26 protein-coding genes and 1 riboswitch are annotated in these 25161 nt (G+C 66.2%); of the genes, 10 read left to right on the plus strand and 16 right to left on the minus strand.

The features are described from left to right. Positions 1-70: 70 nt before the first annotated feature. Positions 71-484 carry a hypothetical protein gene (locus tag SPMU_RS09870; RefSeq protein ID WP_088333737.1) on the plus strand — a complete coding sequence of 138 codons (414 nt, stop codon included), beginning with the start codon at positions 71-73 and terminating at the stop codon, positions 482-484. 178 nt (positions 485-662) lie between these two features. Here the strand turns inward: SPMU_RS09870 and SPMU_RS09875 are convergent, their stop codons facing one another. From SPMU_RS09875 to SPMU_RS09890, 4 genes are all read right to left on the minus strand, one after another. After that, positions 663-1532 carry an NAD(P)H-hydrate dehydratase gene (locus SPMU_RS09875; RefSeq protein ID WP_088333738.1) on the minus strand — a complete coding sequence of 290 codons (870 nt, stop codon included), beginning with the start codon at positions 1530-1532 and terminating at the stop codon, positions 663-665. Continuing rightward, a complete protein-coding gene (locus tag SPMU_RS09880; protein WP_088333739.1) occupies positions 1529-2290 on the minus strand; it encodes a histidine phosphatase family protein in 762 nt (253 codons plus the stop codon). Before SPMU_RS09880 ends, SPMU_RS09875 begins: the two co-directional genes overlap by 4 nt. 144 nt (positions 2291-2434) lie before the next feature. Further along, positions 2435-3106 carry a spermidine synthase gene (locus SPMU_RS09885; RefSeq protein ID WP_088333740.1) on the minus strand — a complete coding sequence of 224 codons (672 nt, stop codon included), beginning with the start codon at positions 3104-3106 and terminating at the stop codon, positions 2435-2437. After that, positions 3103-3471 carry a DUF6481 family protein gene (locus tag SPMU_RS09890; protein ID WP_088333741.1) on the minus strand — a complete coding sequence of 123 codons (369 nt, stop codon included), beginning with the start codon at positions 3469-3471 and terminating at the stop codon, positions 3103-3105. The genes SPMU_RS09885 and SPMU_RS09890 overlap by 4 nt, the downstream gene beginning before the upstream one ends. Before the next feature lie 209 nt (positions 3472-3680). On the opposite strand from SPMU_RS09890, the gene SPMU_RS09895 reads away from it, so the two are divergent. Both SPMU_RS09895 and SPMU_RS09900 read left to right on the plus strand, forming a co-directional pair. Continuing rightward, entirely contained in the window at positions 3681-4988 is a 1308-nt protein-coding gene (locus SPMU_RS09895) for a serine hydrolase domain-containing protein (RefSeq protein WP_169715681.1), read from the plus strand. 10 nt (positions 4989-4998) lie between these two features. After that, positions 4999-6468, plus strand: a complete 1470-nt coding sequence (locus SPMU_RS09900) for a CYTH and CHAD domain-containing protein (protein ID WP_088333743.1) — start codon at positions 4999-5001, stop codon at positions 6466-6468. A gap of 264 nt (positions 6469-6732) precedes the next feature. Here SPMU_RS09900 and SPMU_RS09905 read toward each other — a convergent pair whose 3' ends face one another. Further along, positions 6733-7458 carry a c-type cytochrome gene (locus SPMU_RS09905; protein ID WP_088333744.1) on the minus strand — a complete coding sequence of 242 codons (726 nt, stop codon included), beginning with the start codon at positions 7456-7458 and terminating at the stop codon, positions 6733-6735. A gap of 100 nt (positions 7459-7558) precedes the next feature. On the opposite strand from SPMU_RS09905, the gene SPMU_RS09910 reads away from it, so the two are divergent. Both SPMU_RS09910 and SPMU_RS09915 read left to right on the plus strand, forming a co-directional pair. Beyond that, positions 7559-8449 carry a prephenate dehydratase gene (locus SPMU_RS09910; RefSeq protein WP_088333745.1) on the plus strand — a complete coding sequence of 297 codons (891 nt, stop codon included), beginning with the start codon at positions 7559-7561 and terminating at the stop codon, positions 8447-8449. Between the two features lie 92 nt (positions 8450-8541). Continuing rightward, positions 8542-10659, plus strand: a complete 2118-nt coding sequence (locus SPMU_RS09915) for a S9 family peptidase (protein WP_245833034.1) — start codon at positions 8542-8544, stop codon at positions 10657-10659. A gap of 47 nt (positions 10660-10706) precedes the next feature. On the opposite strand, the gene nudC is transcribed toward SPMU_RS09915, so the two are convergent. The 3 genes from nudC to SPMU_RS09930 are packed head-to-tail and all read right to left on the minus strand — an operon-like array spanning position 10707 to position 14010. Then, positions 10707-11573, minus strand: a complete 867-nt coding sequence (gene nudC, locus SPMU_RS09920) for an NAD(+) diphosphatase (RefSeq protein WP_088333746.1) — start codon at positions 11571-11573, stop codon at positions 10707-10709. Further along, positions 11570-12955 (minus strand): serine hydrolase domain-containing protein, encoded by a 1386-nt coding sequence (locus tag SPMU_RS09925; RefSeq protein WP_088333747.1) that lies wholly within the window; start codon positions 12953-12955, stop codon positions 11570-11572. Before SPMU_RS09925 ends, nudC begins: the two co-directional genes overlap by 4 nt. Next, the gene (locus SPMU_RS09930) at positions 12952-14010 is read right to left on the minus strand and encodes an A/G-specific adenine glycosylase (RefSeq protein ID WP_425442167.1); all 1059 of its coding nucleotides are present in this window, start codon (positions 14008-14010) and stop codon (positions 12952-12954) included. Before SPMU_RS09930 ends, SPMU_RS09925 begins: the two co-directional genes overlap by 4 nt. Before the next feature lie 26 nt (positions 14011-14036). Here SPMU_RS09930 and SPMU_RS09935 point away from each other — a divergent pair, with 26 nt between their 5' ends. The 3 genes from SPMU_RS09935 to SPMU_RS09945 are packed head-to-tail and all read left to right on the plus strand — an operon-like array spanning position 14037 to position 15985. Beyond that, on the plus strand, positions 14037-14555 hold the full coding sequence (locus tag SPMU_RS09935) for a DUF721 domain-containing protein (protein WP_169715682.1): 519 nt from the start codon (positions 14037-14039) through the stop codon (positions 14553-14555). Then, a complete protein-coding gene (locus SPMU_RS09940) occupies positions 14552-15223 on the plus strand; it encodes a thioredoxin domain-containing protein (RefSeq protein ID WP_088333749.1) in 672 nt (223 codons plus the stop codon). The genes SPMU_RS09935 and SPMU_RS09940 overlap by 4 nt, the downstream gene beginning before the upstream one ends. 18 nt (positions 15224-15241) lie before the next feature. Then, the gene (locus SPMU_RS09945; RefSeq protein WP_088333750.1) at positions 15242-15985 is read left to right on the plus strand and encodes a thioredoxin domain-containing protein; all 744 of its coding nucleotides are present in this window, start codon (positions 15242-15244) and stop codon (positions 15983-15985) included. Positions 15986-16100: 115 nt separating this feature from the next. Here the strand turns inward: SPMU_RS09945 and dapF are convergent, their stop codons facing one another. The 3 genes from dapF to SPMU_RS09960 all read right to left on the minus strand — a co-directional run bounded on the left by dapF (position 16101) and on the right by SPMU_RS09960 (position 18532). Continuing rightward, a complete protein-coding gene (gene dapF / locus SPMU_RS09950; protein WP_088334082.1) occupies positions 16101-17030 on the minus strand; it encodes a diaminopimelate epimerase in 930 nt (309 codons plus the stop codon). Between the two features lie 231 nt (positions 17031-17261). Continuing rightward, on the minus strand, positions 17262-17729 hold the full coding sequence (locus tag SPMU_RS09955; RefSeq protein WP_088333751.1) for a DUF6456 domain-containing protein: 468 nt from the start codon (positions 17727-17729) through the stop codon (positions 17262-17264). A gap of 65 nt (positions 17730-17794) precedes the next feature. Beyond that, positions 17795-18532 (minus strand): phosphatase PAP2 family protein, encoded by a 738-nt coding sequence (locus SPMU_RS09960; protein ID WP_088333752.1) that lies wholly within the window; start codon positions 18530-18532, stop codon positions 17795-17797. A 169-nt stretch (positions 18533-18701) separates the two neighbouring features. Here SPMU_RS09960 and SPMU_RS09965 point away from each other — a divergent pair, with 169 nt between their 5' ends. Together SPMU_RS09965 and SPMU_RS09970 are read left to right on the plus strand one after the other, a co-directional pair. Next, complete coding sequence (locus SPMU_RS09965; RefSeq protein ID WP_245833036.1) at positions 18702-18974, plus strand: type II toxin-antitoxin system Phd/YefM family antitoxin; 273 nt, start codon at positions 18702-18704, stop codon at positions 18972-18974. After that, the gene (locus SPMU_RS09970) at positions 18971-19237 is read left to right on the plus strand and encodes a Txe/YoeB family addiction module toxin (RefSeq protein WP_088333754.1); all 267 of its coding nucleotides are present in this window, start codon (positions 18971-18973) and stop codon (positions 19235-19237) included. The genes SPMU_RS09965 and SPMU_RS09970 overlap by 4 nt, the downstream gene beginning before the upstream one ends. A 62-nt stretch (positions 19238-19299) precedes the next feature. On the opposite strand, the gene SPMU_RS09975 is transcribed toward SPMU_RS09970, so the two are convergent. The 5 genes from SPMU_RS09975 to SPMU_RS09995 all read right to left on the minus strand — a co-directional run bounded on the left by SPMU_RS09975 (position 19300) and on the right by SPMU_RS09995 (position 25090). Continuing rightward, positions 19300-20052 carry a helix-turn-helix domain-containing protein gene (locus tag SPMU_RS09975; protein ID WP_088333755.1) on the minus strand — a complete coding sequence of 251 codons (753 nt, stop codon included), beginning with the start codon at positions 20050-20052 and terminating at the stop codon, positions 19300-19302. Between the two features lie 133 nt (positions 20053-20185). Beyond that, positions 20186-22060 carry a phosphomethylpyrimidine synthase ThiC gene (gene thiC / locus SPMU_RS09980; protein WP_088333756.1) on the minus strand — a complete coding sequence of 625 codons (1875 nt, stop codon included), beginning with the start codon at positions 22058-22060 and terminating at the stop codon, positions 20186-20188. A 59-nt stretch (positions 22061-22119) separates the two neighbouring features. Continuing rightward, positions 22120-22209, minus strand: a riboswitch (TPP riboswitch). Between the two features lie 47 nt (positions 22210-22256). After that, positions 22257-23222: a ferritin-like domain-containing protein gene (locus tag SPMU_RS09985; RefSeq protein ID WP_088333757.1), complete on the minus strand. Its 966-nt coding sequence runs from the start codon at positions 23220-23222 to the stop codon at positions 22257-22259. A 46-nt stretch (positions 23223-23268) separates the two neighbouring features. Beyond that, the gene (locus SPMU_RS09990; protein WP_088333758.1) at positions 23269-24234 is read right to left on the minus strand and encodes a ferritin-like domain-containing protein; all 966 of its coding nucleotides are present in this window, start codon (positions 24232-24234) and stop codon (positions 23269-23271) included. 172 nt (positions 24235-24406) lie between these two features. Beyond that, positions 24407-25090 (minus strand): Fe2+-dependent dioxygenase, encoded by a 684-nt coding sequence (locus SPMU_RS09995; protein WP_088333759.1) that lies wholly within the window; start codon positions 25088-25090, stop codon positions 24407-24409. Positions 25091-25161 lie beyond the last annotated feature (71 nt).

The following is a 25161-nucleotide window of genomic DNA, read 5'->3' on the forward strand; positions in this document are numbered from 1 at the left end:
GCAGAACGCTCTGCGACAACTGAAATGAAGCCGTGGGAGGCGGCTTCCCGAAGCCGCAAGGGGATGACCGATGACCACGCATCTTTCGTCCACGCACAGCCGCCCCACCCCGCGCATCGTAACCGGCTGGAAGCTCGACCGCACTGACCGGTCTGGCCTTCTCGCCCGTTTTCCCCCGTTGTTCCCAGATGTGGTTGCCGATCACGTCACGCTCCGGTCCGGCACGGATGCAAACACCCCGCTGCCCCTCGACCAGCACGGGGAGATTGTCGGAGAGATAGACGATCACGAAGGCGTGCAGGCGCTGGTGGTGCGCATCGGCGGCTCCACCATTCGCGCCGACGACGGTGTCTTCCACATCACATGGTCACTCGATCGTGCGCGTGGCCGGGAGGCCAAGGAAAGCAACGAGGTGATCGCACGGCTTGGCTGGCGGCCGCTCGCCGAGCCGATCCCGATCCGCTTGCGCCCCGCTCGCTTCTAGGCGCGAAGCGACCCGCCGTTCTTTTGTCTGCGCAACCGCGGTGAAGGAGCGGGCACCGGATCAAGCCGCGTCGGCTACGAGGAGAGCGGCGCTGCTCCGCCAAGTGGCGGTTGCGTATCAATTTGCCGCACCGTCCCGGCATCATTCCAGGCAACAGGGCTCGACCAAGCACCGGAGGTTAGCGCGGAAGCAGCCCCGGAAGCAGCGGCAGCAGTTCTCGAGCGAGGAAGCCGATCGGGGCGGTTTGCGCCGCCAGCGTCCGCCCGGCCTCCCCGTGCAGCCACACGCCCCAGGACGCCGCGTCGGAGAGTGGCAAGCCACGCGCTACAAGGCCGCCGATTGCGCCCACCAGCACATCGCCCGACCCGCCGGTGCCAAGGCCAGGCCCGCCACCACGGTAATGGACCAAGCCGCCATCAGGAGAGGCGACCACCGTTTGCGCATCCTTGAGCACGATGACTGCCCCAAACCGCCGCGCGGCGTCTCCGGCGTAACGTGGCTGGTCGCGACGCACGTCTTCCTCATCGCAGCCGAGCAGCGCTGCCATCTCTCCGGAATGCGGTGTCATGATCAATCGGCCGCGCAACGGCTCCAGCGCATCCTCCATGCCATGGAGGCACGCCACCGCCGCCGCATCAAGGATGATCGGGATCTGCGCATCGGCTGTGGCCACTCGCCGCACGAGGCTCGCCGCGGATTCCTGTTCGGTGATACCGGGCCCGATCACCGCAACATCGACGCCGCCAAGTGCCTTCAGCAGAAGCTCGGGTGAACCATCAGCGATCTCCCCGTCGGCATCTTCCGGCAGCGCCAGGACTCGCGCCTCGGGAAAGCGCACGCCGAGCAGCAAAGCTGCCGACCGTACCGTCGCCATACGGATCTTTCCTGCGCCGACACGAAGAGCAGCTTCTCCCGTCAATGCAATGGCACCGGGCACGTTGACCGAACCACCGGCGACGAGCAGGCGCCCGCGCGCGTCTTTGTCCGTGCCGGCTTCCACCGCCTCAATCGGATGGTCGCTGCGCCAGGATGCGTCCAGCTCGATCATCGGCGTACCGCCCCTGCGTCGGGCTCCGCGGTCACCGGCACCGTGCCTGATCCCACGGCGCGGACGTCATTGTACCGCACCAGCGCCAGCTTTCCCGACGACCCCAGGAAAGGATCGAAGCGATATTCGGTGACGGAGCAGTTCGCGACTTCGCCGGTGCGATCGATGGCGATGATCTCATCCTCTGTCATGTTCTCGATCACATAGCGTAGGCACAGCACCACCACCTGGTGCGCAACGATCATCACCCGCTGTCCAGCGTGGTGGAGTGCCACGGTATCCAGCAGCGCCCGCAAGCGCAGGATCACGTCGCACCAGCTCTCGCCGCCGGGCGGGCGATGATAAAATTTGCCCAGCAGCCGACGAAATTCGGCTTGGTCCGGTTGGATGGCGGCGATGCCACGGGTGGTCAGGCCGTCGAGAATGCCAAACTCCTTCTCGCGCAGCCGCTCATCAAGGCAGATCGGCTCGTCACCCGCGCCGCCGCCGGCATCGCGGAAGATCCGCGCCGTCTCACGCGCCCGCACATAGGGCGAAGCGAGCAGCACCTCAGGGCGCTCACCGGTAGACTGCGCGGCGAACCACGCGCCAAGCGCCGCCGCTTGCGCTTCGCCGCGCGGTGAAAGCGGCACGTCCACGTCCCGGGCGGTCAGCGCGATCCGCTCCTCGCCGGCGCTATAAGCCGCCTGCCGCGCGACATTGCCGGCGCTTTCGCCGTGCCGCACGATCCAGAGCCGCTCAGGCCAGCCGCTGGCCATCGCACACCACCGGATCGCTGATCACTGCCACTATCATGCCCTCTCCATCCTCACCCTTGTCCAAGCATGGGGGCGGCAGAGAGTTCCCGTGGATCGACGCGATTCAGATCAAGGCGCTGCCTCAGGCGTTAACGCAGGCCAAGCTTAAGGGCGGCGTGCAAACCAGATGATATGGGTCGCGCCCTTGCCATTGCCGCGGGCCCGCACCCGAACCTCGTCCACCGCGAAGCCCGATTTCGACAGCCGCCGCGCAAAGACTGGGTCGGGCGCCGCGGACCAGATCGCTAGCGTTCCGCCCGGCTTCAGCGCGCGCATCGCCGCGGCCAGCCCCTGTGCGGCGTAGATGCCGTCGTTTGCGGGGCGGGTCAGGCCATCGGGCCCATTGTCGACGTCCAGCATGATGGCATCGAACTCTGCGCTGGCCTGCCGGATCGAGTCGGCCACGTCGCCTATGTCCAGCACCACGCGGGGGTCATCGAGGCACCCGTCGGTCACCGCCGCCATCGGCCCGCGCGCCCATTCGATGATACCGGGCACCAGTTCGGCCACCACCACCCGCGCATCCGGCCCAAGCCGTTCCAGCACCGCGCGCAAGGTGAAACCCATGCCGTAGCCGCCGATCAGCAGCCGGGGATTGGGGTGGCCGGCGAGCCGCTCGCACGTCATGGTGCCGAGCGCCACTTCCGAGCCGCTCATGCGCGTGCTCATCAGCTCGTTACGGTCTAGCACGATCATGAAATCAGCGCCGCGTCGAAACAGGCGCAGCGGAGGCCCGCCGGGTACCTCCGCGATGCCGACCAGTTCGCGCGGGGTCACCCGCGCTGGCGGGCCTTGCGTGCGGCGTAGCGCGCGTCGCGAGCCGCCTTCAATTCTGCCGGCGTTGGGACGTTGATCGGCGCTGCGCGGCGCGTGGCGGCAAGACGCTCGGCCTCTGCGGCAGCTTCGGCCTCGACCTGGGCGCGTGCCTCCGCCCTGGCGGCCTTCTCGCTCTCGATCGCGGCACGGTGAGCGGCGCGGCGCTCGGCCGCCGCGGCCTCACGCGCCTCCAGCGCAGCGGCGCGCGCCGCTGCGGCTTCGGGATCAACCGCCGGTTTGGTGCGCAATTTTTCCAGTGCGCGCTGCTTAGCCTCTCGGGACGCGGACGCGCGCTCGCCGAAGTCGGGAATCTTAGCTCCTGCCATGCCGGCGCTCGTTAGCAGAAAACGCCGACGGAGGAAGGCTTAATCCCGCTTTTATTCCACATCAGGCATTTAGGCGGCTCTCCAACGCTATCGATTGGTGCACAAACGGCCGCAAACAGGTCACTTCCGGCTCGACGCGGCCCCTTTCGAGTGGAAAGGCGATCAATGCGGCCTACCTGATGCGCCGCCCCGCCGATTCAGGAAGATTGATGCACGGAACGTGGAAAAAGCCGCAGGGCAGACGCAAGATCGCTGCGGCCACCGGAATGGCATTGTTGATCGGCATCGGATCCACCCTCGCCACCACATCACGCCAACCGACCGCCGCCGCCGACCAGATCACGGCCAAGCTACGCCTGCCGGTTGGTACGGAGGCCGATCCATCCCGAGTCGATTACCGGCGCCTGGATCAGCGGATCGCCCTGGTGATGCAGGAGCCCAATATGGTGGGCCTGGCAGTCGCGGCGGTTGAGCGCGGGCGACTCCGCTTCATCCGCGGCTATGGCGAGACGCTGGCCGGATCCGGCGAGCCAGTCACCCCCGATACGGTGTTTCGCTGGGCGTCGCTGTCTAAGGGCGTGGCTTCGGCCCTCGTCACCAGGCTGGCGGATGAAGGACGCCTGTCCCTCGATGCGCCGCTCTCCGGCATGGGCACCACGCTGACGCTGCCGGGAGATACCAAGAACGCCACCGTCGCCGATCTGCTGTCGCATCGGCTGGGCCTTGTTCGCAACGCGTGGGATGATCGCCTGGAGGCAGGCGCTGATCCGAAGGTGATCCGCGCAGAACTCGGCACGCTGGCGCCATTCTGCCCGCCGGGCACGTGCTACGCCTATCAGAACATCGCCTATGATGCGGCTGCCGAGATCGTCGAGCGGACCACCGGGCAGGATTATGCCACGGCGGCGCGTGATCGCCTGTTCTCACCGCTAGGCATGAAGAACGCGAGCGTCGGACGCATTGGACTGGAGTCCGCTGCACGCTGGGCCAAGCCGCACCGCATGGGCCGCCAGCCGGCAATGGTGAACGATTATTACTACCGCGTTCCCGCAGCCGGCGGCGTGAACTCACCCGTTCGCGACCTGACCCGATGGATGCTGGCGCAGATGGGCGCGGCGCCCACCGTGCTGCCCGCGGAAACGCTTTCCCTCATGCATCAGCCGCGCGTCCCCACCCCGCCCCACGGCCGACGCGGCGCCATGGACCGAGCGTTGACCGATGCCGCCTACGGGCTGGGATGGCGCACCTTCCATTATGCTGGCCATGCCCTTGTGGGGCACCGAGGCTCCGTCGACGGCTATGGATCGCTGATCCTCTTCGACCCCGCCGATCGTAGCGGGATCGTGATGCTATGGAACAGCAACAGGCACGTTGCGGCGCGCCTCCAGCTGGAATTCTTTGACATGCTCTATGGTCTAGCGCCCACCAACTGGCTGGAACTGCCCGCGCCTGGCGCAGGAGCAACAGGCACCGATACGAACCGTTCGCCTACATGGATCAAAGCCAGCCACCAGTGATTGTTTGCCCATGACCACAGCGGCGAGCGGCGAACGGCCCACAGAAATCGAGATCAAGCTGGAGATCGAGCCAGGCGGCGGGGCGATGCTGTGCCAGTCGCGCGTGCTTGCCGGGCTTGCCCTGAACGATCGCGAACAGTTCACCACCTACTTCGACACGCCCGAGCAGGACCTCCGGGTGGCCGGCATCTCGCTGCGGGTGCGGCGGACCGGCGATCGGCACGTCCAGACAATCAAGACCATTAGTGCGCCGGGCGTCGGCATATTCGCTCGCCCGGAGTGGGAACAGGACGTGGCGGGTTCCAGCCCGGACCTCGGCGACTCGTCGCCGATCCGGGAGATGGTGAACGCGGAGGTGCTGTCACGCCTTCGCCCCGCGTTCACCGTCGCGGTGCGGCGCCGCAGCTGGCGGGTCGAGTCGGGCGACGCCGTCATGGAGGTTGTTCTGGACGAGGGCACGGTCCGCGCGAGCGGGTGTGAGGCGCCGATCGCGGAAATCGAGGCCGAGCTGCAACACGGCGAACCAGAGGCTTTGTTTTCTCTTGCGCGTACGCTCGGCGGCGAGCTGCCGTTGCGGCTCGGCGTTCTGACCAAGGCCGAGCGGGGATACCGGCTGGCCGAGGGCCGCCTTTACACGCCGGTGAAGGCGGAACGCGTGCCGATCGGCGCCGAGAGCGATGTTGCGGAAGCCTTCGCAACGATCGCCGCATCGTGCCTCCGCCAGTTCCGCCTCAACGAAGAGCTCCTGCGTAGCAACCCGGAACCGGATGCGCTGCATCAGGCCCGCGTGGCGCTTCGACGGCTCCGATCAGCGCTGTCGATCTTCAAACCCGTGGTCGCCGACGACCGCTCGCGGCATCTCGCTGCCGAGTTGCGCCACCTGGCGCGATCGCTTGGTGCCGCACGGGACCTCGATGTCCTGATCGAGACCCTGGGACCACACGTCAACGAAAGCGTCCGCGCGGCCCATGCCGAGGCATATGCCGCCGCCCTTGCTACGTTGGACGCGCAGCGGACGCGCGACCTGATGATTGACCTGATGGCGTGGATCGCCTCTGGCGACTGGCGGGTGCGGCCTGCGGATCCGGCCGCGACCAACCAGACGGCCAAGCGCTTCGCGTCGGCCACGCTGGGCAAGCTGCGCCGACGGCTGAAGAAGCGCGGATCGCACCTTGCCGAGCTCGACGATGAGGAACGGCACCAAGTCCGCATCCTGACCAAGAAGCTGCGCTATGCCACCGACTTTTTCGGGCCCTTGTTCACCGGCAAGAAGGCCCGGCAGCGATACAAGGTGTTCAGCAAGAAGCTCGCTGCGCTTCAGGAGCATCTGGGGACGCTGAACGACCTGGCGACCGCGCCGCCGTTGCTGGCGAGACATGGAATCGACCCGGCTGCTCTTCCCGCGTACAAGCGAAGAGCTTTGCTGACCAAAGCTAGCGACGCGCATGCCGCGCTGGTCGAAGCCAAGCGATTCTGGTGAGTTCGCCGGGGAAGGTAATCTGTCCAACCGATCGCTGGCACATTACCGATCAGAATCTGCACGAGTTGGGGCGGGAAAATGTTCGCGGCCTAGAGCTCCTGCCTCGCTCTAAACTGAGCGCGGTCGACGGCTGGGTAACCGTTCAGGGCTGCAGCGTCACGCTTTCGCGGACCGAGCCATGAAGCTTGGTCGGGAGTTTGCCGGCTTTACCAGGGCCGATCCGCCCGTCCGTGCCGAAGCAACGAACGGGCAGAGCAGCGACGATCAGCGGCCCGTCTGCTTCTGCGCAGCCGGATCGACCGAAGGCGCGCCGCTGGCCGGGGTGGCCGTATTGGCAATGTCGCCGGTCTGACCACGCACGTCCTTCTCGACGGCATCCACCGCGTTTGCAGCGTCGGGTGCGGCACCGCCGCCACCGCCGCCCTGAACCGTATTGCCGCCATCGGTCGCCGGCTCGGCACCCGGTGCCGGAGCCGCCGGAAGCGGCAGGTTCGAGCCTTGCTGGTTCAGGTAAACGATGATGTTCGCGCGATCCTGTGGGTTCGAAAGGCCGGCAAAGGTCATCTTGGTGCCGGGCGCGAACTTGCGTGGGCTGGTGAGCCACGCGTTCATCTTCTCGAAGTCCCAGTTGCCGCCGACCTTTTTCAGCGCGTCGGAATACGCAAAGCCAGCGTGGCCGGCGACCGGCTTGCCCATGGTTGCGTACAGGTTCGGGCCAATACCAGCGGCGCCGCCCTGATTGATCGTGTGGCAAGCAGCGCACTTCTTGAACACGTCCGCGCCCTTGGCTGCATCCGCGCTGGCCAGCAGGGTTGCGATCGGCACCTCGGCGGCGCCACCGCCGCCCTCTTCCTCGGCAGCCTCGATCGGGTAGCCCGACTTCTCGACCTCGCCAGAATGGAAGATCATGCCGCCGACGATCGACAGCCCCAGCGCGGCGCCGCAGGCAGCAAGCACCCAGCCTGCAATCGTGTTGGTCCGATCATCCATGTCGTGCGGTTACCCCTCCAAAGTCGTGCGTCCATAGAAAAGCCGGCATCGGACGGCAAGCGCTTGAGAGGAAGATGATCGTCGCTTAGCGGTCAGATCAATGGAAAATTTCGCCGCGCCTGCTCGTCCGATCGTTGCCAGCATGATCGCCGCCGCCTCCAAAGCGCCTGAACGCACGGTTGCGTTCCAGGGTGCGCCGGGCGCAAACAGCCATGTCGCGGTGACGGAAGCGTTCCCCGATGCGCTGCCGCTGCCGTGCTTCTCCTTCGACGACGCGATTGAGGCAGTGAAGCGCGGAGCGGCCGACCGGGCGATGATTCCGATCGAGAATTCGCTGCATGGCCGGGTCGCCGACATTCATTTCCTGCTGCCCGAATCGGGGCTGGTAATCACCGGCGAGCACTTTCTACCGATCCGCCACGCCCTTATGGGGGTCGGCACGCGCGACGATGTTCGCGAGGCGATGAGCCACCCGCAGGCGCTGGGGCAGTGCCGCCACTGGCTAAAGGCGCATGACATTCTTCCAATATCCTATCCCGATACGGCCGGCGCGGCCGCCGTGATCGCGGAGCGACGGGAAGCAAACGTGGCGGCGCTCGCCCCGCCGGCGGCCGCAGAAATCTACGGGCTCAACCTGCTAGCCACCGACATCGCCGATGCGGATCACAACATGACCCGCTTCGTCGTGCTCGCGCGTGGCGGCAAGCCGCCTGCGGGTGACGGCCCGTGGATGACCACTTTCATCTTCGAGGTGAAGAACGTGCCGGCCGCGCTCTACAAGGCGCTGGGGGGCTTCGCGACCAATGGCGTCAACATGACCAAGCTGGAAAGCTATCAGCGCGGCGGGACGTTTGCGGCGACCGATTTTTATTGCGACATCGAGGGCAAGCCAGGCGACGAGAATGTCGATCGCGCACTGGAAGAGCTGGGCTTCCAGACGAAGTGGGTACGGGTGCTGGGAACGTACCGGCAGGCGCGCAAGCGCGGCTAGCCGCGCACATCGCCGCGTCATCGTAACGGCGCGGCTTGCGTCGCGCGGGCCCTGTCGTATCACTCGCCACAACAACAAGGAGGCGAGCGGGAATGACGATGCGGAAGATGTTGCTGGCGAGCGTGGCCATAGCCGTTTCGAGCGGCGCTCTGGCCCAAGGGGCGCCAACGCCGCCGCGCGCGGCAAAGAAGCCGCACGAAGTTACCGCGCCCGGCGGCATCCGCAGCGACGAATATTATTGGCTGCGCGACGATACCCGCAAGAATCCGGAAATGCTGGCCTATTTGAATGCAGAAAACGCCTATGCCGACGCGCAGCTCGCCGCACTGAAGCCGCTGCAGGAGACTTTGTACCAGGAGACGGTGAGCCACATCAAACAGGATGACAGCTCCGTTCCGTATCGGAAGAACGGCTATTGGTATCAGACCAGGTTCAACACCGGCGCCGACTATCCGGTGATTGAACGCCGCAAGGGTGACCGCACCGCGCCGGCCGAAGTGATGTTCGATCAGCCGGCCATGGCCAAGGGCCACAGCTTCTTTGCGCTGTCCGATTGGGCGGTCAGCCCGGACAATCGCTTGGTCGCCTACGCCGAGGACGTGGTCGGCCGTCGGCAATATACGTTGAAGGTGAAGGACCTTGCCACCGGCCAGATCCTGCCGGACACGATCACCAATGCCGAGCCCAACGTGATCTGGGCCGGTGACAACAAGACCATCCTATACGTCGCGAAGGAGCCCACCACCCTGCGCGGCTACAAGGTGATGGCGCACGCGATCGGCACGCCCGTAGCGCAGGACCGCCTGCTTCACGAGGAAAAGGACGACACCTTCGCGATGTGGATCGGGCGCACCAGTGACGATCGCTTCTTGTGCGTCTTCGCGCAATCCACGGTCAGTAATGAGCAACGCTGCGCCCCCACAACCGCTCCGGCGACATTTCAGACCCTCGCGCCGCGCAAGCGCGAGTTGCGCTACCAAGCGGATCACATGGATGGGCGCTGGATCGTGCGCACCAATCATCGCGCCAAGAACTACACGCTGATGACGGTGGCTGACGCCGATCTCGACAAGGGCACGGCCGCTTGGCGCGACCTGACGCCGGCGAACGACACGGTGTTCATCGAGGGGTTCAAGCCGTTCAGGGACTTTGTCGCCATCGATCAGCGCGAAGGCGGCAACCGGATGATCCGCGTTCTCGATGCGGCGGGAAAGTCGCTGCCGGTCAAGGCCGATGAGCCCGCGTATCGCATGGCGCTGGACGTTAACGAGGAGCCGGATACCCCCTGGGTGCGCTATACCTACGGCTCGCTTGTCACGCCGACGACCACCTATGAGGTGAACGCAAAAACGGGCGAGCGGCGCGTGCTGAAGGTGGCGCCCGTGCCGGGCTATGATCCCGCCAACTATGTTACGGAACGCGTGTGGGCCACAGCGCGCGACGGCACGAAGATTCCGGTCAGCCTGGTGCACCGCAAGGACGTAAAGCGCGACGGCACGGCGCCTTTGTTTCAATACGCCTATGGCAGCTACGGGATCTCCACCGATCCGGCGGTCGATCCGGGGCGGATCGGCTTGCTCGATCGCGGCATGGTCTATGCTATCGCGCATATTCGCGGCGGGCAGGAGATGGGCCGCCAATGGTATGATGACGGCCATCTGCTCAACAAGAAGAACAGCTTCACCGACTTCATCGACGTGACGCGCTACCTCGTCGCGCAGAAATACGCCGCCAAGGGCCGCGTCGCCGCGATGGGCGGTTCGGCCGGGGGGCTGCTGATGGGCGGCGTCGCGAACATGGCGCCCGAGGATTACAAGGCGATCGTCGCACAAGTGCCGTTCGTCGACGTGGTGACGACGATGCTCGACGCCTCGATCCCGCTCACCACGTTTGAATATGACGAATGGGGCAACCCGGCCCAGAAGCAATTTTACGACTATATGCTCAGCTACTCACCTTATGATCAGGTGGCGGCGAAGGCATACCCATCGATGTATGTCGGCACCGGATTGTGGGACAGCCAGGTGCAATATTATGAGCCGGCCAAGTGGGTCGCTCGCCTGCGGGACAAGAAGACGGACAATAATCCGTTGCTGTTCCGCGTAAACATGGAGGCCGGGCATGGCGGCAAGTCCGGCCGTTTCGAGCGCTATCGTCAGAACGCCGAATGGCAGGCCTTCGTGCTCCAGCAGCTGAATGTGGTGAAATAAAGCAGCTGGCCGCCTTCCCGGTAAGAGCCGGGAAGGCGGGCGAGCGATCAGGCCTCGTTGGCCCAGAGCGTCAGCAGCGTATGCGCGATGGCGTAGGTGGGCGGCGCAACGAACGGGCCGTCTCCCGCCAGCGCGGCACGCACCTCATCGCGGGTGAACCAGCCTGCCATTTCGAGCTCATTCTGGTCGAGCGTGATCGCATCATCCTCGGCGATCCCGACGCAGGCGATCATCAGCTGCGACGGGAACGGCCAGGGCTGGCTGCCGATGTAGCGCACGTCGGAAACGCGCACGCCGGCCTCCTCCTGGATTTCGCGCGCCACCGCTTCCTCGATCGATTCGCCCGGCTCCAGGAAGCCCGCGAGCGCGGAGTAGCGGCCGGCCGGCCAGCTAGGCTGGCGGCCTAGCAGGGCGCGCCCATCATGCTCCGCGATCATGATGACGACGGGATCGACGCGCGGGAAGTGTTCGGTGGAGCAATTCCCGCACTTCCGCCCCCAGCCGGCGCGAAAGGAGTCGGTCAGCGTGCCGCAATTGGCGCAGAAGCGATGCCGGGCATTCCAATCGAGCACAGCGCGCGCCATCGCATAGGTGGCTGCCTCGCCCGGCGCGAGTTGATCGAGCGCCCGAAACAGCGCGGGTGAGCGCAGCGGCGGGGCAGGTACGCCCTCTGGCGCAGCGGCGAACCTCGGACGGCCCTCATCGAAGCCGAGCAGCACGATATGCGCATCGTCCGGCGCCTCCGTCACCATAGTCCAGCCGAGGCGGCCTTCCTCGGTGATCTCGGGATCATAGCCGTCGAGCTTCAGCAGCCGCGCGCGCCAGTCGCCCATCGCGGCAGCAAAAGCCTCTGCATCGTTGCGATGATCGGCGACGCGGCTCAGCGTGCCGCCGGTGAAACCCGGCACGATCATCGTGCAGTCAGCCGCTGGAGGTCGCGCGCAAGGGCGGCAGGCACGCTTTGCCGCAAGCCCCATTGCTCCGCCGGAAAATATTGCACCATCACCGTCCCTCGCGCCTTCTTCACTGGGTCGACCCAGGCGATCGTGCCCGCGGCACCGCCCCAGCCGAACGTACCCTTTGATGGCGTGCCGCCCGGGGCATCCTGAAGATAGACCGAACCGCCCGCGCCAAAGCCCATGCGGGCCGACATGGCGCCACCCGTGCCCTCGCCGATTCCGCCGAAAGTGACGCCCGGCGGCAGCAGGTTGGACATGGCGAGCGCCGCCGTCTCCGCCTTCATTACCTGGCGCCCATCCAGCGTGCCGCCATTGGCCAGCATGTGAAGAAAGCGGTCATAATCGCGCGCGCTGGAGACCAGACCAGCCCCGCCATAAGGAAAGCTGGGCGGCGTGAGGTAAACCGATGTCGCACCCGGATCGATCGGTGCGCGATTGTCGCCGACAAAGACGTAGTTGGTGGAAAGCCGCCCGACCTCGCTCGCCGGCACGCTCCAGTACGTGGATCGCATACCCAGCGGATCCAGCAGTCGCGTCTGCACAAAGCGGTCGAACGGCATGCCGCTCGCCTTCTCGATCACTGCGCCCATCACATCGAGGCCGATCGAATAATGCCATTTGGTGCCTGGCTCGGCGATCAGCGGCACGGAAGCCACGCGGTTCGCGAACTCCGCAAGACTGGTCGGCCGGGTCGTGCGCGCCTTGGCCTCCGTCTGCCTATTCACCTGCACCGGCACGATACCGCGCCGCTCATATTCCTGCAGCAACGGGCCCTTGGCGCTGATGTTGTAGCCAAGGCCCGCCGAGTGCGTGAGAAGGTGACGGATGAGGATCGGGTTCTTGGCCGGCACGCTGTCGAGCGACGCATCCGGGCTGGTCAGCACCCGCATATTGGCGAACGCGGGGAAGTATTTGCTGATCGGATCGTCCAGGCTGATCTTTCCATCCTCGACTAGCAGCATGGCGGCGATACCGGTGATCGGCTTCGTCATGGAGTAGATCCGCCACAGGCTGTCCGGGCCAGCGGAGGGCGCTTGCGCGCCATCGGCGATACGCCCCGCCACCACATATTGCGTTGGCATGTCGCCGACGCCGAACGCGGCGACGATGCCCGGCATCTTTCCGGTTTCGACGAGATTGTTGAAGAGCTTCTGCGTCTCCGGAAGTAGCGGGTTGCCCACGGATGCCGCAGCGGCGGGCCCAGCTGCAGGTTGGGCCTGAGGCGCGGGCTGAACAGTTGGCCGGGGCTGCGATGCCGGGCGTGCCTGCTGAGCATTACCAATGCCTGCCGCGAACACCAGAAGCACCGCGGTGCCGCCAATCCAGTGCGTTCTCATCGCATCCTCCCTATGGCCTTAGCGGCCTTTGCAAAAACAGTCGGCAAACCTGCGGAAGCAAGATCATCGACCGGCCACCACTCGCCTTCAGCCAGCGCTGAATGCGCGTCGCAGCGCGCAACGGCAAGCGCGAGTTCAAGCGTGAAATGCGTAAAGCCATGGCCGACGACATGGTTCAAAAGTGTCCAATCGGCGCCGGCCGGGGCTTCCGCAAGCCCGGGCGCCGTGGCCTCCCATGGCCCGGTCGGAAGCGCGCGCATCCCGCCAAGCAGCCCGCTTGATGGTCGGCGAACAAGCAGCACCTCCCGGTCCGTGGCCCCAGCCTGCGACTCCACCGGCACCTCGCGCTCCAGCCAGAAGATGGTGCCGAAACGTGCGGGTCGCGCCTTTTTGGCCGGCTTCACGGGAAAAGCTTCCTCTTCGCCGGCCCGGTGCGCTGCGCAGTCGTCCGCCAGCGGACACAGCAGGCACTTGGGCTTGCGCGGCGAGCAGATGGCGGAGCCCAGATCCATCATGGCTTGCGCAAAATCACCGGCGCGCTGATCGGGCGTGATCTGTTCGGCAGCGGCGCGCACGGCGGGCTTTCCGGCGGCGCGGAACAGGCGCGAGACGACCCGTTCCACGTTGGCGTCGATCACGACCGCGCGCTGGCCAAATGCGATCGCCGCGACAGCCGCAGCGGTATAGTCCCCAAGACCCGGTAGCGCGCGAAGCGCCGCCTCCGTATCCGGCAAGTGACCGCCGTGATCCGCGACGATCGCGCGTGCGGCACGTACGAGGTTGCGGGCACGCGCATAATAGCCGAGCCCCGCCCAAGCGGCCATAACCTCCGCCTCGTCCGCTGCCGCGAGACTAGCAACGTCGGGCCAGCGCGACACCCATGCTTCGAATCGCGGCCGCACGGTGGCAACGGTTGTCTGCTGAAGCATCACTTCCGACAGCCAGACCCGATACGGGTCAGCACGCACGCCAGGCGGCGCCCGCCACGGAAGCGTGCGGGCATGCCGATCGTACCAGTCGAGCAGCTTGTCGGCGATCGAGCGCTTGGCGTCCACGCCCCGGCTATGGCATGGGGCGCCAGATGAGCAAGCGGGTGCGAGCGTCCCAATCACAGCCGGAACCCGCGCGGTCGAACCGTTCGCGGCCTGTATCCGAGCTGCTGCCCAGCGTCGGCGGCGCGGCATTCCGCCGTTTCGGCTTCGTGCAATCCTCGATCGTCACGCGCTGGCCCGAAATCGTCGGCGAGAAGCTCGCCGCGGCGAGCGCCCCCGAATCGATCAAATTTCCGGTGGGCAAGAAGCAGGATGGCACGCTGACCTTGATGGTGCGCAGCGCCCATGGCGTGATGATCCAGCATGTGGTGCCGGAGGTCATCGAGCGGGTGAACCTGTTCTTCGGCTATCCCGCCGTTGCCAAGGTCGCGATCCGACAAGGGGATCTGGCACCCCGGCCCAAGCCGCGCCCGACGCCGGGACTTCGCCCCGTGCCGGTGGAACTGGGGCAGAGCCTCAAGACCATCGAAGACCCTGAACTCAAGGCGGTGCTGGAGGCGCTTGCCGCCAGCGTCGGTGCCTCCAGTGGATTACCTATCGTCAAATGAAGAAGCTACTCGCGTTCGCCGCTCTCGCCCTTGCTGCGCCGCTGACGGCGGCCACGCAAAAGCCGTGGACGGCCACCGCTAGGCTGGCGCCGTCGGGCAGCTATGTCATCGGCAATCCCGCCGCCAAGGTGAAGCTGATCGAATATGTCAGCTACACCTGCCCGCACTGCGCGCATTTCGCCCGCGATTCGGCAGCGGTGCTGAAGGGCAAGCTCATCGCGTCGGGCTCCACGAGCATGGAGGTGCGCAGCGCCATTCACGACCGCTATGATCTGGTCGCCGCAACGCTGGCGCGCTGCTCCGGCCCTGCCCGCTTCCCCAAGCTGCACGAGCTGCTGTTCGACCGGCAGGAGCAGTGGCTGAAGACTGCGGTTGCCTTTGACCAGACTTCCGGCCAGGCAGCCGCTGGCAAGCCGCAGGCGCAGGTGATGCGCACGCTGGCCGATGGTGCGGGATTGAGCGCTATCGCGAAAACCGCCGGGATGACGGACGCGGCGATCACCGCCTGCTTCGCCAACGAGGCAAACGTCGCAAAAACGCTGCAGGTGGCCCAAGCGATGCAGGGGAAGATCGGCGGTACCCCGAGTTTTGAACTGAATGGCAAGGTGATCCAGAACACCGACTGGTCCGGGCTGGAACCCATGCTGCGCGCCGCCGGCGCCAAGTGATCGATACGGAGTGATAGCATGAAACTGCATTTTGCCGCGTCCACCCCTCTCCTCGCCTGCGCGCTTGCGATGCTGGCCGCGTGCGGCGAAAGCGGCAACACCAACGCCGCCGCACCGAACTCCATCGCTGCCGCACCGGCGCCGGCCGGGCAGGACTGGACGCAGGTTGTCTCCACGACTTCCGACGGCGGCTTCGTGATGGGCAATCCGAACGCGCCGTTGAAGCTGGTCGAATATGGCTCGCGCACCTGCCCGACGTGCGGCAATTTCGGCCGCACCGGCACCCGCCCACTCGAAGACACGTACATCAAGTCCGGCAAGGTCAGTTACGAGTTCCGCGACTTTTTGGTTCACGCGCCCGACCTTGGCGTGGCGATCCTGGGCCAGTGCGCCGGCGAGACGCCGTTCTTCCCGATCCTCGAGCAGATGTTCGTCGAGCAGGATCAGTTCCTCCAGAAGTTGGAAAGCGTGCCGGCTGACTTCCAGCAGCGACTGCAGGGCATGAGCCCGGCGCAGCAGGCCACCGCCTGGGTCGAGCACCTCGGCTACCTCGATTTCGTGAAACAGCGTGGGCTCACCGACGCACAGGCGCGCCAGTGCCTGACCGATACGAAGCGGATCGAGGAACTGGCCAAGGTTTCCGAAGTCGCGATGCGCGACAAGGAAGTGACGGGCACGCCGACCTTTATCCTGAACGGCGATAAGCTGGATGCGGCAAGCTGGCCGCAGGTGGAGCAGGCGCTGAAGGCAGCGGGCGCCTGAGGCAGAACGTGGTGAGCGCCGCCGGGATCGTAACCCACCCCGGCGACGTTCAGGAACGGGCGGCGGCTACCGCCTATTACCGCCGCGCTTATCGGCAGCGCCGGTTGTGCACGGCCTAGATGCCCGCCCATGCCGCGATTTCATCTTCATGCCGGCTGGTCACCACCAAATCGTCGGCCCGGGCTTGCGACAGATCGACTGACACCTGCCCCGTCCATTCAACCGTTGCATTGCCGCTCAGCGTCACCATTCCCGCCTCGCTGGCGGAGGCGCGCACCAGGCCGCCACGATTGCGCACGGTCACTGTCCGGTCGAACGGCAAGCGCCCCGTCAGCCCCGCGACAAAAGTCGACGCCCCCATCGCGCTGCCGCACGCATTGGTGAGGCCAACGCCGCGCTCAAACGTGCGGACGTAGAGTTCGCCGCCTTCGCGCACCTCGATGAACGAGACGTTCGCACGGTTAGGCAGCCATGCAGGCGCCCCCTCGCAAATCTCGCCGATGCGGACGAGCTCGGCCTCGTCCACCGCGTCCACAAAGGCGATCAGATGCGGGTTGGGCATGGCGATGGCAGTGAAGCGCAGGTCGGGCGACAGCCGCGCGATGACCGCGTCGACGATGCGGATGCCCTCGCCCGTCAACGGCCAGTCGCGCACGTCGAAGCTCGCCGGGCCCGCGGTTTCCCGCACGGTATAGACGCCGGGGGCAAGATCATCGTCACGCGCGACCTCGGCATGGCTCGTCTTCAGCCGCGCGACCGCTGAGCGCTGACCCGTCGCCTCCAGCCCGGCACGCGCCACGCAGCGCAGGCCGTTGAGGCACGTTTCCGGCTCCGAGCCGTCGGCGTTGAAGATCCGCATCCCAAAGGCGGCACGGTCATCGCCCCCCGTGAGCAGCAGGATGCCGTCCCCGCCCACCGGGCCGGCGCGGTAGGAGAGCGCGCGCGCGACCTGCGCCCACTCCCCATCCGCCAGCACGATGTCGCGGGCGTCGATCAAGGCAAAGTCATTGCCGGAGCCGTGGCATTTGGTGATGTCGAAGCGCATGCCGACCATATGATGTGCCCTCCGGTGCGTGTCGAGCCGCCCCTGCGAAGACCGTGCGCGCTGCGAAACTTCACAAACCTTGCGCATAGCATGAAGGAAAATGCGTGTGAGGTTCGGTTTCGGCGGGGCGATCGTCCACTTACCGCTTCGATGCGCCGAGCTTGTCGAAGAGAGTGGCCGATGGCCGAACGGCCGTGGCATGTCCTTCGACAGGCTCAGATGAATGGGGGCTCACCCGAGCCCGTAATGGTCGGCGAGCCGGTCCAGCGCCATGGTCAGCACCAGGCGTCCGGAGCGCGTGGGCCAGCCCAGAGACTTCTCCACCGTCGGCAGGCCTTCGCCGGCGCATACCACACGCCACAGCACATCGTTGAGGCCGCGCCCCACTGCCGTGACCGCCGCATCGAACCGGCGCTTGGCGGCGAGATGGGCCGCGCCGGGCTCCAGCCCCGGCCCCGCCCCGCCGTCCACGCGGGCAGACCAGCGCATCGTTACCGCCGGACCGATCGCGGCGCGTTCGTAATCGGCGCGCAACCGCTCGCCAGCGGCGATCTGCCGCACATCGAGCAGGCCCCGCGCGCCGAGCCACGACAAAGGCGACTCGGCGAGGTTCACGCTGACGCTGCGGCCCCGCCCCCGCGCCTTGCCCGGCAGGACATGACCATCAGCGTCGATTGCACGCTCTACCAGCACCCGCATCACATGTTCTCCTTATGTTCAATGCGGATGCGGATGGCACGGAGAAGGCCTTGTAGGACAGGCCTTTAGCGGCGCGCGTGGCGTAGCCGCAGCCAGGCGCCGAGCGCCCACCACGACAGCGCCCAGAGCGCCCCGGCGCTCCAGCCCGCCAACACGTCGCTCGGCCAATGGACGCCCAGATAGACGCGGCTCGCGCCGATCAGCAGCACCAGCGCGATGGTGGCGGCGAAAAGGTACCATCGCGCAGTGCGGCGTGGCACGATCTGCATCACCGTCAGCGCGATCGTCAGATACACGATGGCGCTGTTCCCGGCGTGGCCGCTGGGAAAGCTGGCGGAGGACACCTCCACGAGATGATCCACCAGCGCCGGTCGTTCGCGCCCGACAAGGTGCTTGCCAAGGTAGATCAGGGTCGAACCGGTAACCGTGCCGCCGAAGACGAGCGCCGCGGTGAGAAAATGGCGGCTCGCCAGCAGAAAGCCCGTCGCCAGCACCGTGACCAGCGTCAGCACTGTGCCGCCGCCCAGGGCGGTGAAATCGATCATGACAGCCTGCAGCTTCGCCGGGCCGATCGGGGTCGACAGATCGCCGGAGGTTCGCAGCGCCAGCATGATAGCGTGATCGAAGTTGAACTGCGCACCCCGGGCGATCGTCGCCCCCAATAGTGTCAGGATCAGCACAGCGCCTGCCAGCGCCGCCAACGCGATAAAGGCATAAGGCGGATGGCTGACGCCGTCGGGCGCGCTCTGATCGGGGGTGACAGGTGTGTGGGCGAGCGTTTCGAGCGGGGATTCGTGATGCATGGCGATTGCCCTAACACAGTTGGGGCGGGTGCCTCCTCCCCTGCCGCGCAACGATGAGGCAGCCGGGGGAGGCTGATCAAGGGAAAGCCAAAAGAACATGTGCTTGTGATGCCGGCTTGAAACCTACTGCACGGGCAGACCTCGTGCGCCCATTGCAAATTGTACGTAGATGCGTACATTCGCGTTTATGCAGTCTATCAGCATCTCCGAAGCGCGCGCCAACATGAAGTCGCTGGTGGACCGCGTCGTCGCCGACAAGGCACCGATCGCGATCACGCGCCAGAAGGGCGAAGGGGCGGTGCTGATCTCCGCAAGCGAATGGGCGTCGATCGAGGAGACGCTCTACCTGCTGCAATCACCGCGCAACGCCGAGCGCCTGCTGGAAGCGATCCGCGGCCTCGACGCGGGCGAAGGGATCGAGCGCGAACTGATCGAGCCGTGAAGCTCACTTTCTGGTCGACGGCGTGGGAAGATTACCTGCACTGGCAGGGTGATGACCGGCGCGGGCTGGAGCGCGTCAACGCGCTGATCAAGGAATGCCAACGGGATCCATTTCGCGGCACCGGCAAGCCTGAGCCGCTCGGTGGGAATCTGACCGGCTGGTGGTCTCGCCGGATCAACCGCGAGCATCGACTGGTGTATCGGGTGAGCGGCAGCGGCGAGGCGCAGACGCTGGAGATCGCGCAGTGCCGGTATCATTATTGAGGATGGCGCCGGGCCGCTGCGAGCAGCGACCCGGCTGTACGGTAGATCAGACGGCCGGCGCGTCAGTCGACGTAGATGCCGGCGACCTTCCAGGTTCCGCCTTCTCGGTTCAGGGCGATCGTTTCGATCGCGCCCTTCTTGCTGGCGAAATCGGTGCGGAACTGGACGGTGCGATAGCCATTGGGCGGGGCTGGCGTGTCCATATCGCTGATCAACGTGCGCGACACGACGCGGCCAAGCGGCGAGCGTACCTTTTCCGCGGCAGACTGCCAGTTCTCAAGCGTGTTGGCGGTGCGGAAAGATTGCGTGGTAGCGGCGTAGCTGTCGCGCCAGTTCGCGGCGTCGCCAAGCTCCAGCCATTCACGGGCGGCCTTGACGCCCTCGGACTCGGTCAGCGGAGCGGTCGCGGCCGGCGCAGGTTGATCCGCGGGCTGGGTGGTGGGGCTGGTCACGGCCAGCAAGGCGGCAGCAAGTGAGATCATGGCGGTTCCTCCGATCGCCCAACCAACTGCTCGCGACCGTCGCGGCGATGGTGGGGATTGAGGTTCATGGTGTTGATCGTGGCCGGGCGACGCAGCCCATAATGCTGCGTCCCCGATGTTTTGGGGGGTGCCGCCCTCCGCCTCGCGCAGCAGCCGCGCCGCTTCCTTGCTGCTGGAAACGGCGAGCTTGCGCCGCGCATCGCGCAGGCGTTCGTTGATCGTATGGACCGATAGATCGAAGTGCCGCGCCATCGACTTGGCGTCGTGCCCGGCGAGGAGCAGGCGAAGCGTCTGCTTCTCCTTTTCCGTCAGCGCCTCAACTCCGGGAGTCATCAAACCTCACGCAATCCCACCCGATTTCGCCGGTCAGGGTAGCGGAGCATCCGCCGGGCGTGACCCCCAAAATGATTGTACCCGCGGCTGATCGGCCGCGGGTACAGGAGAGTAGGTGGCGTGCCGGGCGGCGTCAGTCGTGCTCGCGATCCCCGGCGCCCATGTAGAGCTCGCGGCCGGTTTCCTCGTAGACGTTGCTCATCTTTGCCATGCCGGCTTCGGCCTCTGCGGTGGCGATGAAGCCTTCGCTGCCCTGGTTCTGCAGCCGGGCAAAGTCGCGGACTTCCTGCGTGATCTTCATCGAGCAGAACTTCGGGCCACACATCGAGCAGAAATGCGCGGTCTTGGCGCCTTCCGCCGGCAGCGTCTGGTCGTGGTACTTTTCCGCCGTGTCGGGATCGAGGCTGAGGTTGAACTGATCACGCCAGCGGAATTCGAAGCGGGCGCGCGACAGGGCATCGTCGCGCATCTTGGCCGCGGGGTGCCCCTTGGCGAGATCGGCGGCGTGGGCGGCGAGCTTGTAGGTGACGACGCCGACCTTCACGTCGTCGCGATCGGGGAGGCCGAGATGCTCCTTGGGCGTGACGTAGCAGAGCATCGCGGTGCCGTACCAACCGATCATCGCCGCGCCGATGCCTGACGTGATATGGTCGTAGCCGGGCGCGATATCGGTGGTGAGCGGCCCGAGCGTGTAGAAGGGCGCCTCGCCGCACACCTCCAGCTGCTTGTCCATATTCTCCTTGATCTTGTGCATCGGCACGTGGCCGGGGCCCTCAATCATCACCTGCACGTCCTGCGCCCAGGCGCGGTGCGTCAGCTCGCCCAGCGTGTAGAGCTCGGCGAACTGCGCCTCGTCATTGGCGTCGGCGATCGAACCGGGGCGAAGGCCGTCGCCCAGCGAATAGGCGATGTCATAGGCCTTCATGATCTCGGTGATCTCGTCGAACCGCTCGTAGAGGAAGCTCTCCTTGTGATGCGCGAGGCACCATTTCGCCATGATCGAGCCGCCGCGGCTGACGATGCCGGTCACGCGCTTGGCGGTGAGCGGCACGTACGGCAGGCGCACGCCGGCGTGGATGGTGAAATAGTCGACGCCCTGCTCGGCCTGCTCGATCAGCGTGTCGCGGAAGATCTCCCACGTCAGGTCCTCGGCGATGCCGCCGACCTTCTCCAGCGCCTGGTAGATCGGCACGGTGCCGATCGGCACGGGCGAGTTGCGGATGATCCATTCGCGCGTGTCGTGGATGTTGCGACCGGTGCTGAGGTCCATCACCGTGTCCGCGCCCCAGCGGATCGACCAGACGAGCTTGTCCACCTCAGTGGCGACGTTCGATGCGACGGCGGAATTGCCGATGTTGGCGTTGATCTTGACCAGGAAGTTGCGGCCGATCGCCATCGGCTCGGATTCGGGGTGGTTGATGTTGTTGGGGATGATCGCGCGGCCGCGGGCGACTTCGTCCCGCACGAATTCGGGGGTCACGTAATCGGGGATCGCCGCGCCGAAGCTCTCGCCGTCACGGACATACTCACGCAGCATCTCGCGGCCGAGATTTTCGCGCGTGGCGACATATTCCATCTCGGGCGTGATGATGCCGCGCCGGGCGTAGTGCATCTGGCTGACGTTGGCGCCGGGCTTGGCGCGCAGCGGGCGCTTCACGACGTTGGGGAAAGGTTGGACGCCGCCCGAACGGTCCGGGCCGAGCTGGCCGTTGTCCTCCGGGCGGATCTCGCGCGCGTCGTACGCCTCGACGTCCCCGCGGGCCATGATCCACTCGCGGCGTAGCTGCGGCAGGCCGGCGTTGATGTCGATGCGGGCGTTCGGGTCGCTGTACGGGCCCGACGTGTCGTAGACGTTGAGCGGGGGCTCGCCGCAGCCCGGCTCCAGATCGATCGCGCGCATCGCGACCTTGAGCGGACCGACGTGGATCTTGCGGCTGCCGCGGATCGGGCCGGTGGTAACGCCGATGGCGGCGCGGGCGGCTTCGATGGGGGAATCTACGTCGGCCATGTTCTTCACTCTCCATGTGCCGAAGAGCGAAAGACGGATTGCCGGTGGTGGCGCGCCGCTCCCTCCCTCCGCCGGTGTCAACCGGATCAGGTTCAGCGGGTCGGGGGCTCGTGCCCCCCTCTCAACCGCCGTCAGCGGTCCCCCGGGGATGTGGCCGTTCTACGCCGTTCGCCGCGTGCGGTAAACCCGCCGCGGGTCAGCTGCCCCCGCTGATCTTCAGATCGCCGTTGAGGCCCGCCGGGAAGAAGCCGCCCGACGGTACGGACTTCGTGTTCGCATACAGGATGTTGAGCACGCGCGGGGTCGATCGGCTGAAGGCGATGCCATTGGCATCGGCAGGCGAGATGTTCGCCGCGGCGCCTGCCGTAACGCCCTGATCGAGATCACCGGCGCCATCCAGCGCGTCGCGCTTGTCGCTGAAGCGGGCGGCGCGTTCGCGCAAGGCGGGATTGCGATACAATTCCATGCGGATCAGCCCGGCGTGATAGCTTTGCGCGGCGAGCAGCCCGTAGAAACCGAGCCGCGTGGCCGCGACGGCGATCAGCGGCTGCAGGCCCTTGTACGCCGTGACAATGACATCCTGCAGGAAGAATGCGCCGAGCAGGAAGTTCTCGTCATTGGCATAAGGATCGAAGCTCTCCTCCAGCGCGACGGAGAACGGGCCGTTGGCGGCGCCAGAGATGTTGATCGCCGGCTGCGCCACCGCGTCCGCCGTGATGATGCCGCGCAGGAAAGCGATCCGCCGCGGCGAGTCGGCCGCGATCTCGCGGGCGCAGGCGGCGATGAACGGATCGGCAAAGGTCACAGCCGCCCCGCCCGTCACTACGCCGGCCGTGCCCGTGCCGGTCAGAAGATCCGCGGGCACGCCGGCACCGGTGGTGGCGTAGCTGAAATATTGCGCCTGGAGATATTCCAGCTGCAACGCGAAGTTGATCGACTGGCGATCGGCGTTGGTGCTGGAGGTGGGGCTCGGCGTTGGCGACGGCGACGGATTGGGCGTCGGATCGCCATCATCATCGTCGCCCCCGCAGGCGGACAGGAGCGCAAGCCCGCCGGCGGCAACGGAGGCGCCCCCGGCAAGCTGGAGAAAACGGCGACGCTCGGCGCGGCGATCGGTGCCGGTGGCAGCGGGCGACTGAGGCAAATTGTCGTGATCGGTCATGGCGAATGATCCTGGAAACAAGGGAACGGGCGAGGCGCGCGTCGCCTCAGCTCGTCGCGGTGGACTTGATCGTGCCGTTGACCCCGGCGGTGAAGAAGCCGCCGGTCGTCACCGTGCCGCTGTTGAGATAGAAGAAGTTGAGCACCTGCTGCCGCGAGCGGCTGATCCCGAGCCCGTTGGCGTTCAGCGGTGCGATATTGGCGATCGCGGCACCGGAAGCCGACGTGCCCGGCCGGACGCCCTGATCGAGATCGGTCGCGCCATCCAGCGCGTCGCGGGCATTGGAGATGGCCTCGCTTGCGTCCACCAATGCCAGCGTGGCGATTCCCTTGCGAGCGAGCATCGCGCGCAGCGCCGCGGCGTGGTGCGCCTCCACCGACATCATACCGCCGACCGCCTCGACAAAGGAGGCGGTGGTGAGGGAGTCCATGATGCCAGTGTAGGCCGTGACGGCCACATCCTTCACCATGAACGCCGCCAATAGGAAATTGTCGTCGTTGGCATAAGGATCGAACGCCTGGCCGTTGCCCACCAGGCCGGCCGCGCGCGCCAGCGTGCTGAACGCGCCCGTCGGCGAGGCGCCCAGATCGATCGCCGGCTGTGCGACCACGAGATTGGACGTCAGTGACGAGCGCAGGAAGCGCACATGCGCCAGCGCATCCGCGGCCATCTCCCGTGCGACGGCGGCGAGGATCGGATCGCTGAACGAAACCGCCCGCGCGCCCGACGCCGCCCCGGCCGTGCCGCTGCCCGAGATATCCGCGGCGGCGAGCACCGTGCCGCCCGTCGCCACCGCGAACAGATTGGCCTGCAGATATTCGACGTTGAGGATGAGATTGAGCACATCCACTTCGCTGACAACCGCCTGCGCGGCAGCGGGCGCCGCCGTCAGCGCCAGCGCGCCTGCCCCGATCGTCGCGGCGCCGATGGTGGTGGCGAAGAAGGCGCGGCGATCGACGCGCTGTGGGCCACGCCCCTCTGGCGTTTCGATCAACGTTTCCGTCTGGGACATCGCGGCTTCCTTCTTTCTCTAACGCCTACCGGGGGCACTGGCCGGCCCCGTGCGTAATCCGTTTCGCTGTCGGGTTCCTGAACGGATCGACAGGAACGCGCTAGCGGGAAAGTGCGCGCAAGGAAATCCGCGGGCTGGAGTGCAGGCCGCCGGAAGTTAAATCCCGCCCGCCTCAGGCGTCCGCCCAGCGGCGCAGCAGATTATGGTATACGCCCGTCAGCTGGATAACGGCCGGATCATCCTGCCCGCGATCCGCGGCGACGGACTGGATGCTGCGATCGAGCTCGAAGAGGATGCGGCGATCGGCATCGGCTCGCACCATGGATTGCAGCCAGAAGAACGAGGCGACACGCGTGCCGCGCGTCACCGGCGTCACGCGATGGAGACTGGAGGAGGGATAAACGACGGCATGCCCGGCGGGCAGCTTCACGCGCTGTTCCCCGAACAAATCCTCGATCACCAGTTCGCCGCCGTCATAGCTCGCCGGATCGGCGAGAAAGAGCGTGCAGGAGATGTCCGAGCGGATGCGAAAGTCGCTGCCGCGCTGGATACGGATCGCATTGTCCACATGCGTGCCGAACGTCTGCCCCTCGCCGTAACGATTGAACAGCGGGGGGAAGACCTTGAGCGGCAGGGCCGCGGCAAAGAACAGCGGCGATCGGCCAAGCGCATCCAGCACCATCCGCCCGGCCTCCCGCGCGGCGGCGCCTTCCTCGGGCAGTTGCTCGTTCCGCTTGGCCAGTGCGGACTGGTGACCCGACGTGACATTGCCGTCGACCCATTCGGCAGCGTCGATGATCCGCCGCAGGCGGGCGAGTTCTTCCGCATCGAGGACATCCGGAACGGCGATCAGCATGAGCAGGCTTCCCACGGGCAAATGACGCGCCGACGCTGCCCCGGCGTGCCGCCATCAGCGACCCCGGGGAG

Source organism: Sphingomonas mucosissima (genome assembly GCF_002197665.1).
Classification (GTDB): domain Bacteria; phylum Pseudomonadota; class Alphaproteobacteria; order Sphingomonadales; family Sphingomonadaceae; genus Sphingomonas; species Sphingomonas mucosissima.